Genomic DNA, 4,238 nt, shown 5'->3' with positions numbered 1-4,238 from the left:
ACTGTTCGCCTGTATAGATATTATTGGAAATAATCGGACCAGTTTGAGTTTTCCAATCATTGCCCGTAGCAATAACTTCTGATGTACCATCTGTATAGGTGATCCTTAAGTCCATGCAAAAAGCAGGACGCTGACGCCAGGGGGCACGGTCAAAATTCCAAACTGCAAGGGCCTGGTGGTTGTACCAGCCATTTCCGAGAAGCACTCCTATAGCATTTTCACCCCGGAGCATGTTGGCTGTAACGTCATAACTCACATAGAGGTTACGCCTGTCAAAACGTGTATACATGGGATCAAGCCGGTGATTACCCACTTTATTGCCATTTAAATACAGTTCATATAACCCGGCTACAGCGATATAAGCTCTAGCAGAACGAATTTCTTTTTTAGCTGTGAATGCTTTCCTGAAATAGGGTGCAGGACGGGCATCGATTCCTTTTCTGTCACTAATCCAGGCGCCCCGCCATCTCTGGCTCATCACGCCTGTTTCGAAAGCATTTACTGCAGAGCTTAGCTCTTTACCATCTTTATCCCAGAGTTTAACCTTCCAAAAATATCTTGTGTAAGCGGCTAAAGACTTGCCATCATAGTTTACAAGCATTACTGCAGAATTTACTTTTGTTGTAAGCCAGCTATTCCCCTCACCCTTTGCAACAGCTAAAGAGTCAGTGCCAACGATTAACTGGTAGGCAGTTTGCAGAGCCCCGGGCCGACTATCATTGAGCATCCATTTTAACCGCGGATGTGTATCATCTATCCCGATCGGGTTAACAAGATACTCGGTTCTTAAACCTTCAACAGCAGCAGGTTTAATCGCATAAGCTTTTATGGACATCAAAGTCACTAAAACAGGCAAAAGGAGGAATTGTCTAAATCTCATATCATTTGTTATAAATACAGGACTATGAGTCCTTAAAAAAAGTGCTGCGATACTGATACCGCAGCACTGGAATTCCGCATACGGATCTATACCTACAAAGGATTTTGTGTTAACTTATCCAATGTGATTTCACGTTCAGGAATGGGTAAAAGCAGTTTATTAGCAGTTACTACATATGATCCGGCAGGGAATTGCGCTGGAGCTTTGGCAATCTCGCGGCGGCCATGTGCATTCATCACGTCTACTGCTGTTCCTGTTCTTACCAGGTCATACCAGCGGTGGTTCTCAAAGGCAAGTTCAATCTTGCGTTCCTGAGCTATTGCATTTCTGAATGCCTGCTGCGTAGAAACATCGAGGGCAGCGTTGGCGTTACCAGCAGTCTTTGGTAATAATCCAGCTCTTCTTCTAACTTCATTAAGCAGGTTAAAAGCTTCGCCTCCCGCAGCAAATCCCTGCTCGTTGAGGCATTCAGCAATTTCCAGCATCACATCAGCATAGCGGATGATGGGAAAATTAACATTGGTTTGTCCTGGCTGTACAAATCCCTGATTGTATTTGGTGATATATGGCACAGGAATAAAGGTTCCGGCCTGTGTAAAACCTTCAGAAAGGGAAACAGCCTTGCGCTGGTCCCCTGCCTCGTAAGAAGCAATGATGTCACTTGTTGGGGTATTCCAGCCACTGCTGAAGCTTAAATTGGTGCCCGGGTCATTCGTTACAATTGTACCAGAGTTGAATGGTGCAAACTGATACATAAAGTTACTGGACAGGTTTGGATCGGAACCCAGATATTGAATTTCGAAGATGGACTCAGCATTGTTTTTATTTGCCGGTTGGAAGATAGAGGCATAGCTGGACAGGAGGCTGTACCCTGTAACCTTGCGCAATGCTGTCAGCGCCTCAGCATAACTTTTTCGGGTGAGGTACACTTCCCCAAGGATTGCATTGGCGGTGCCACTGGTTACCCTGCCTTTATCCGCAGCTCCATAGGTAGCAGGAAGTTTTGCTGCAGCATCGGTCAGATCGGCAATGATCTGGGCGTAAACCGCATCTGCAGTTGCCCTTCCCTGTGATCCGGCCTGCTCAGGAGACCCAACAGTTGCAAGTCTTAAAGGGACCCCGCCAAACTGGCGAACAAGATTAAAATAATGATAGGCACGCAATACCTTAACCTCACCGACTGATTGATTACGGCTTTGATCAGACATGGTGATGCGTGATTCGTTACCCAGTACATCATTACAGCGGGCAATGCCGACGTAACTTTGCTGCCAGAAATCCTGGATCAGGGTGTTGGTAGAAATAACCAGGAACTCGTCTACAAATTCACGGTTTTCCTGTCCGCGCTGCGGTGCATTATACTGGAAGGTTGTATTGTCAGACCGCATTTCGCTGAACACCCAGAAACTGAACAGACCAAGGTCTCGAAGGGAGCGGTAAGCCCCAGACACTCCTTGTTTGATATCTGATTCTGTCTTCCAGTAGTTGGCTCCTGTTAACCCTGCCTCAGGTGGCTGTTCCAGAAAAGATTTTTTACAGGAAGTTCCCAGCAGGCAAAGTACTATTATACTGATGTATTTATATTGTTGTTTCATGATGATTGCTTTGTAAAATTAAAAGGTCATGTTTACGCCAACGGTTAATGTTCTTGGCAGTGGATATCCCAGAAAATCCCGTCCCGGAGTTAGAGCATTGGAACCATTTGTTAAGGCTTCAGGATTGCCTCCGCTATATTTGGTAAATGTTACCAGGTTCTGCACACTTCCATATAAGCGTAATCCTTTTAATACTTTAGAACTGGTAGCAAATTTCTGTTTAAAATTATATCCCAGGGTGATGTTCTGGATGCGCAAAAAGCTTGCATCTTCTATCCAGCTGGAGTTTACATCGCGATACAGCGTGCGGCCACCATTGGTGGTTGGTGTCACTCCATCTCCTGGATTCTCAGGCGAACGCCAGCGGTTCAAAATCTTTTTGTCTACGTTGAATACCCCATCAATATTGGTGAGGAACTCATTTGAAGTTTTCATGATGTCCCCTCCCTGAGAACCTACCAGCAAAACACTCAGGTCAAAGTTTTTGTAACCAAAGTTGTTGGTAAACCCGTAGGTGAAATCAGGATAAGGATCACCTATCACGGCAAAGTCTTTCACCGGTTCGATGATGCCATTGCCATCAACATCACGGTATTTGATCGATCCCACTACTGATGATGCATTTTTTGGAGAACGGTCAAAATCGGCCTGGTCACGGTAAACTCCTTCTACTATGTAGCCGAAAAATTGTCCCAGGGGTTTTCCCACTTCTGTTTTATGCGTAAAGTTACCTTCGCCGCTGCGTCCTGCGTAAACAGGTGCATTGTTCTGGTTCAGTCCAAGCACGATATTTTTGTTAAATGAGATGTTCGCACTGGTATTCCAGGTAAACCTGCCGGTTAATATTTCTGAAGATACTGTTGCTTCGAAACCGCGGTTCCGCATTTTGCCCAGATTCACGGTTGCGGTTGCAAAGCCAGAAGACAAAGGCAGTTCATTACTTAGCAGCAGATTGTAGGTAATCCTGTTATAATAATCGAGTGTAAGGTTTAGCCTGTTGCTGAACATAGACAGATCCATCCCAGTATCAAACTGCCTTGAATTTTCCCAGGTAAGTTCAGAATTACTGATGCTGCTTGATGCCCTGCCACCTGAAACCGTTCCGCCAAAGGTGTAGTTAGCACTGCCCACATTTGACGCATAGAGGTAATTTCCAATGTTAAAGTTACCTGCCAGACCATAGGTTGCGCGGAGCTTCAGGTTATTTACCCATTTGACGTCTTTCATAAAATCTTCTTCTGACACACGCCATCCCACAGCCGCCGATGGAAAGGTTCCGTAACGTTTGTTAGCACCAAAACGCGATGATCCATCAGACCTGATCGATGCCGTAAGCAGGTATCTGTCTTTGAAAGTGTAATTCACACGCGCCAGATAAGAGATGAGCGACCACTTATCTACGTAGGCACTTTGCCCGTTTAACAATGGCGAGGCATTGATTGTCTCTATCAGGTTGTCCGGATAGTTGGTAGCATTAAATCCATAGCCCTCACTTCTTTCTTTTTGCGCGGTATATCCCAGCAATGCATTAAAGCGGTGGTCCTGCCCAAAGTTTTTGTCATAGTTCAGGGTGAGCTCCGACAGCCAGTTAAATGAATCACCATACGCGGTATTTGAGTTCGGTATAGACGGATTAGGATTCGGGTTACTGGTTTCTCCGTAAACGAAGGACGGGCTGAAATAAAATGCTTTATTGTTAGTGTAGTCTACATTATAGGCATATTTAGCCTTAAGGCCCGTCACAATTTCCAGTTCAGCAGTTG

General features: G+C 45.3%; 3 protein-coding genes. All 3 read right to left on the bottom strand.

The window, feature by feature from the left end:
* Positions 1–880, bottom strand: an 880-nt coding sequence (locus ABWY16_RS02130) for an alpha-L-rhamnosidase N-terminal domain-containing protein (RefSeq protein ID WP_353903001.1), incomplete at its 3' end; no start/stop codon positions are given.
* Positions 881–972: 92 nt separating this feature from the next.
* Positions 973–2,475, bottom strand: a complete 1,503-nt coding sequence (locus tag ABWY16_RS02125; protein WP_353903000.1) for a RagB/SusD family nutrient uptake outer membrane protein — start codon at positions 2,473–2,475, stop codon at positions 973–975.
* 18 nt (positions 2,476–2,493) lie between these two features.
* A partial coding sequence (locus ABWY16_RS02120) for a SusC/RagA family TonB-linked outer membrane protein (RefSeq protein ID WP_353902999.1) occupies positions 2,494–4,238 on the bottom strand: 1,745 nt, incomplete at its 5' end.

Source organism: Pedobacter sp. (genome assembly GCF_040513095.1).
Taxonomy (GTDB): domain Bacteria; phylum Bacteroidota; class Bacteroidia; order Sphingobacteriales; family Sphingobacteriaceae; genus Pedobacter.
This window is presented reverse-complemented; position numbering and strand designations above follow the sequence as displayed.

Excerpts from the sequence above, each read along its gene's own strand:
- ABWY16_RS02125 (WP_353903000.1), bottom strand. The coding sequence starts at position 2,475 with ATGAAACAACAATATAAATACATCAGTATAATAGTACTTTGCCTGCTG.